The sequence below is a fragment of the Saccharothrix coeruleofusca genome, from assembly GCF_014648515.1.
Taxonomy (GTDB): domain Bacteria; phylum Actinomycetota; class Actinomycetes; order Mycobacteriales; family Pseudonocardiaceae; genus Actinosynnema; species Actinosynnema coeruleofuscum.
Window position 1 is genome coordinate 329,421 of record NZ_BMRG01000002.1, and the last position, 4,469, is coordinate 333,889.

Genomic DNA, 4,469 nt, shown 5'->3' on the forward strand with positions numbered 1-4,469 from the left:
TCCATGCGGTCGAGGTACTGCGCGCGCATGGCCCGTGCCTCGACCACGCCGGTGAGCTGCAGCATCCGGTCGGCCAGGGTCGACTTGCCGTGGTCGATGTGCGCGATGATGCAGAAGTTCCGGATCAGCTCCGGAGGCGTGAACGTCTGGTCGGCGAACGTGCTCACTCAGGTTCCTCGCACAAGAAGGACGGGGGATCGCCTCATCATCTCACGTCGCGCGGGGTGGAGGTCCCGCGTGGCCCTTAAGCTGCGCGGGTGCACGCCAACGGTGAGGACCCCCGCCCCGCGAAGGGCGCGGTCCGCGAGATCCACTCGGCCGCCGCCGCGGCGACCCTGGAGTACTCCCCCGACCTGGACGGCCTGGCCGATCCGGGCGAGGTCGTATGGGCGTGGGTGCCCTACGAGGAGGACCCGAGCCGGGGCAAGGACCGCCCCCTGCTGGTGGTCGGCAGGCGCCGCCGGGCGCTGCTGGCCCTCATGCTGACCAGCAGGGCGCCCGACCGGTGGGAGGCGGGCGACAGCCTGGACCTGGGCGTGGGCCGGTGGGACCGCGACGGCAGGCGCTCCTACCTGCGGCTGGACCGGGTGTTCGAACTGGCCGAGGACGACATCCGGCGGGAGGGCTCGGTGCTGGAGCCGGAGCGGTTCTCGCTGGTGGTGGACGCGCTGCGGGAGCGCCACGGCTGGCGCTGAGCGGCCGGTCGCTAGGGTTCCGCCATGGACAAGCGGCTGGTCAGCCTCGAAGTGGAGAACTTCCGGAGCTTGCGGAAGATTCACCTGCACCTCGGCGACCTCACCGTGCTGGTCGGCCCCAACGGAGCGGGCAAGACCAACGTGCTCAAGGTCTTCGACTTCCTGGCGGACATCATCCGCACCGATCTCGAACCGGCCCTCGACGCCCGCGGCGGATTCGACGAGGTGGTGTTCCACGGCGGCGACAAGCCACCTTCGAGCATCCGCATCAAGGCCACGGCCACTTGGACCACCCACAGCAGCCGCAACGCGCCCGACGAGTACGAATTGCGCATCACCAGGTCCAGGAGGTCCAGCGGCGACGTCCTGTCGCGCCGGGAGACCTTCCAGTTCAAGCGGACCCAGGGGCGTGGCAGGCGCATCACCATCAGCGGACAGCAGGCCACGGTGGTCGGCACCGGGGGCGCGGAGGACACCGAGGGCTCCATCGGCATCAAGTCGCTGAGCAGCGGGCTGTCCACGCTGCCCCGACTGCACGGCGAGGCGGGCGGCGAGGAGGTGTCGGCGGTCGCCGACCGCTTGGCCTCGTTCCGGGTGTTCGACGTCGCCGTGCCCGCGGCCAGGCGACCGGTGCGCGTACCCCGTCACCGCGAGTACCTGGAGGACGACGCGAGCAACCTGGCCTCGTTCCTGCTGATGTTGCGCAGGAGCGATCCCACCTCGTTCGAGCGGTTGCAGGAGGACGCCCGCCAAGCGCTCCCCCAACTGGAGTCGATCGACTTCGAGCACTTCACGAGCGGCACGCGGGAAGTCGCCGTCGTCCTCCACGAACGGGGACTGCGCAGGCCGACACCGCTCGTCGACGCCTCCTACGGCACGGTGCGCCTGCTCGGCCTGCTCGCCCTGCTGTACGACCCGCAGCCCCCGGCGCTGACCTGCGTCGAGGAGATCGACCACGGCCTGCACCCGCAGGCGCTGGAGATGCTGGTGGAACGCTTGCGGGAAGCGAGCGAGCGCAGTCAGTACCTGATCGCGACGCATTCCCCGGCCCTGGCCGACCGCCTTCGCCCCGAAGAATTCGTCGTCTGCGAACGCCGCGAGGACGGCTCGTCTGCCATCCCCGCGGTGTCGACCGCCGACATCCGCCGGATCGTCCAAGCCAGCGACGACCTACCGCTGGGAGAGCTGTGGTTCTCCGGGGCGCTGGGCGGCGATCTGTGAGCAAGCGCTCCGGCACCGCGATCAAAGCGACGAAGAAGCCGGTGATCGTGCTGGCGGGCGAGGACGGCAACGACCGGCACTGCCTGCGCATCGTCCTGGAGGCAGGACACCCGGACGCGCGCGGACGCCTGGTCGAGATCAACGAGCAGGTGCGGCTCCGCCAGGCCAGTCCGCAGAACCTGGCGGACCGGGTGGACAAGCTCGTGCGGCTCGCGGAGGCGCGAGCGGCACGTGAACGCGCCCCGATCGGCGCCTTCTTCGTCCACGAGGACTTCGACGCCATCGATTCGCCCGATCGTGCGCAGGTGCGCGACCGCGTGCAAGGCGCGCTGACGAGGCGGATGCCGAACGCCTGTTACGTGCTCGCCACGTGGGAGGTGGAGGCGTGGCTGCTGCTGTTCCCGCAAGCGGTGGCGGCGACCTGCTCCTCCTGGCAGGTGCCGAAGAAGTACCTCGGGCGCGACACCGCCAAGGTGCACGACCCGAAGCAGGTGATGGCACGCGAGGTGAGCCGGGGCGGCCCTCGCTACCGGGAGTCCGACGCGACCCGGATCTTCGCCAAGGCGGCCGAGCTCCAGGAGTTGTCGTCCCCGGCGGGCACCAATGTCTCCTGGCAGGAACTGGGCGCGCACATCACCTCTCTCCCGCCCTTGTAGCGGCCCCGAGGGGAGATCTCCGGGGCATCCCCGATGCGACGCGCGGCCCGCGGTGGTGCCCTGGAGCCATGACGAGCAAGCTGGGCAGGGCGTTGGACCTGGCGTTCGGGCACCCCCGCGGCAAGGTGGGCGAGCTGGGCGGCCGGGTCATGGCCAAGGTGAACGCGAAGGTCGAGCAGCACGTCGTGGATGTGCTGCGGCCGACCCCGCAGGAGGTCGTCCTGGTGGTCGGCCCCGGTCCCGGCGTGGGGCTGCGGCTGGTGGGCGAGCGCGCGCTCAAGGCGATCGGCGTGGACCCCTCGCAGGTGATGCTGACCGAGGCCGGGCAGCGCTGCGCCGACCTGGTGGCCTCGGGCCGGGTGGAGCTGCGCGAGGGCACCGCCGCGCGCACCGGGCAGGCCGAGGACTCGGTGGACGCGGTGGTGTCGGTGGACAACCTCCAGCTGTGGGACAACCGGCCCGCCTCGTTCCACGAGCTGCGGCGGGTGCTGCGGCCGGGCGGGCGGCTGCTGGTGTCGGTGCAGCGCTGGCAGCTCGACGTGTCCGAGTACGCCCTGATCCAGGAGGCGGAGCAGGCCGGGTTCGGCGACGTGCGGACCTCGCTGCAGCAGCACAGCGGCCTGACCCCGCCCTCGGTGCAGTTGTTCGGCACGGCCTGATCGCGGTGGGCGCGCCTGCCCGTCACAACGCGAGCGCCATGCGCACGTGCACCGGCTCGCCGTCGGAGAGGCCGACCTCGCGCCAGCCGCGCCGCCGGTAGAACTCGCGGGCGCGGGTGTTGGGCTCGAACACGTCCAGGTGCGCCGTGCTCACCCCGCGCCCGCGCCACGCCTCGACGCACGCGCGGTGCAGCGCGTCGCCGACGCCGTGCTCCCAGCGCGCCGGGTCGACCTGGAGCTGCAGCAGCTCCCCGGCGTCCGTGGCCAGGGCGAAGCCCGCGATCCGGCCGTCCAGCTCCGCGCACAGCCAGATCAGGTCGGCACCGGCGAAGGTGTAGCCCCTGGACCGCGCCGCAGCCTCCCACTCCGCCAGCTCCGACTCCGGCAGGTGGCCCTCGTAGTAGCTGCGCCGGGCGCGGACGTGCACCTCGACTACCTCCGGCGAGTCGGCCGCGGTGGGCGGCCTGATGTCGATGTTCCCCATTACCCGTGGACGCGCGAGGGCCGTCGGCGTTGCCTCGTGCGGCTTGCCCCGACGCCTAGCAAAGTGATATCACTTTGCTAGGCGGCCACGGCGGCCGCCGGGACTTCGACAGGGGTGGGACATGAGCGCGACGACGACCGAGGCCGTTGTGCGGATGCCGTCTCCCGCGGTGCGGGAGCGCGAGGCGACCGGGTTGCCGGGGGTCACCGGCTTCCTGATCGGGATCGGGGTGATCGCCCTGGGCGTGGCGGCGCTCCTGCTCGCCCTGCTCCCCGAGCCCTCCGACCCGTCGGTGCCGCTGCTCGTGGTCAGCGCGCTGCTGCTGGCCGCGGGCTCGGTCTGGCTGGGCGGGCTGTTCACCGTCGCGCCCGGTGAAGCGCGGGTGCTGCAGTTCCTCGGCCGCTACACCGGCACGGTGCGCCAGGACGGCCTGCGCTGGGCCAACCCGTTCACCACCAAGGACAAGGTCTCCACGCGCATCCGCAACCACGAGACCGCCACGCTGAAGGTCAACGACGCCGACGGCAACCCGATCGAGATCGCCGCGGTCGTGGTGTGGCAGGTGGACGACACCGCGCGGGCCAAGTTCGAGGTGGACGACTTCGTGCGGTTCGTGGGCATCCAGACCGAGACCGCGGTGCGGCACATCGCCACCAGCTACCCGTACGACAACCACGACGAGGCGGGCCTGTCGCTGCGCGAGAACGCCGACGAGATCACCGAGACGCTGTCGATCGAGATCGCCGCGCGGGTG

General features: G+C 71.5%; 7 protein-coding genes. 5 read left to right on the forward strand and 2 right to left on the reverse strand.

Features of this window, described 5'->3' with window-relative positions; genetic code table 11:
• Positions 1 to 167 (reverse strand): GTP-binding protein (locus tag IEZ00_RS36285; protein ID WP_229795282.1); only part of this gene is annotated, 167 nt, incomplete at its 3' end.
• 90 nt (positions 168 to 257) lie between these two features.
• Here IEZ00_RS36285 and IEZ00_RS06230 point away from each other — a divergent pair.
• The 4 genes from IEZ00_RS06230 (at position 258) to IEZ00_RS06245 (ending at position 3,231) form a co-directional block, all read left to right on the forward strand.
• Positions 258 to 695, forward strand: coding sequence for a type II toxin-antitoxin system PemK/MazF family toxin (locus IEZ00_RS06230; RefSeq protein ID WP_189222087.1), 438 nt, complete (start codon positions 258 to 260; stop codon positions 693 to 695).
• A gap of 24 nt (positions 696 to 719) precedes the next feature.
• Entirely contained in the window at positions 720 to 1,916 is a 1,197-nt protein-coding gene (locus tag IEZ00_RS06235) for an AAA family ATPase (RefSeq protein WP_189222088.1), read from the forward strand.
• Complete coding sequence (locus IEZ00_RS06240) at positions 1,913 to 2,572, forward strand: hypothetical protein (protein WP_189222089.1); 660 nt, start codon at positions 1,913 to 1,915, stop codon at positions 2,570 to 2,572. Before IEZ00_RS06235 ends, IEZ00_RS06240 begins: the two co-directional genes overlap by 4 nt.
• Positions 2,573 to 2,640: 68 nt before the next feature.
• Positions 2,641 to 3,231, forward strand: coding sequence for a class I SAM-dependent methyltransferase (locus tag IEZ00_RS06245; RefSeq protein WP_189222090.1), 591 nt, complete (start codon positions 2,641 to 2,643; stop codon positions 3,229 to 3,231).
• Positions 3,232 to 3,253: 22 nt separating this feature from the next.
• Here IEZ00_RS06245 and IEZ00_RS06250 read toward each other — a convergent pair whose 3' ends face one another.
• Positions 3,254 to 3,715: a GNAT family N-acetyltransferase gene (locus IEZ00_RS06250; RefSeq protein WP_189222091.1), complete on the reverse strand. Its 462-nt coding sequence runs from the start codon at positions 3,713 to 3,715 to the stop codon at positions 3,254 to 3,256.
• A gap of 121 nt (positions 3,716 to 3,836) precedes the next feature.
• Between IEZ00_RS06250 and IEZ00_RS06255 the strand changes: the two genes are divergently transcribed.
• Positions 3,837 to 4,469 (forward strand): SPFH domain-containing protein (locus tag IEZ00_RS06255; protein WP_229795151.1); only part of this gene is annotated, 633 nt, incomplete at its 3' end.

Bases quoted from the DNA above. Each gene is read 5' to 3' on its own strand.
- IEZ00_RS06235 (WP_189222088.1), top strand. From the start codon at position 720: ATGGACAAGCGGCTGGTCAGCCTCGAAGTGGAGAACTTCCGGAGCTTG.
- IEZ00_RS06245 (WP_189222090.1), top strand. From the start codon at position 2,641: ATGACGAGCAAGCTGGGCAGGGCGTTGGACCTGGCGTTCGGGCACCCC.
- IEZ00_RS06250 (WP_189222091.1), bottom strand. From the start codon at position 3,715: ATGGGGAACATCGACATCAGGCCGCCCACCGCGGCCGACTCGCCGGAG.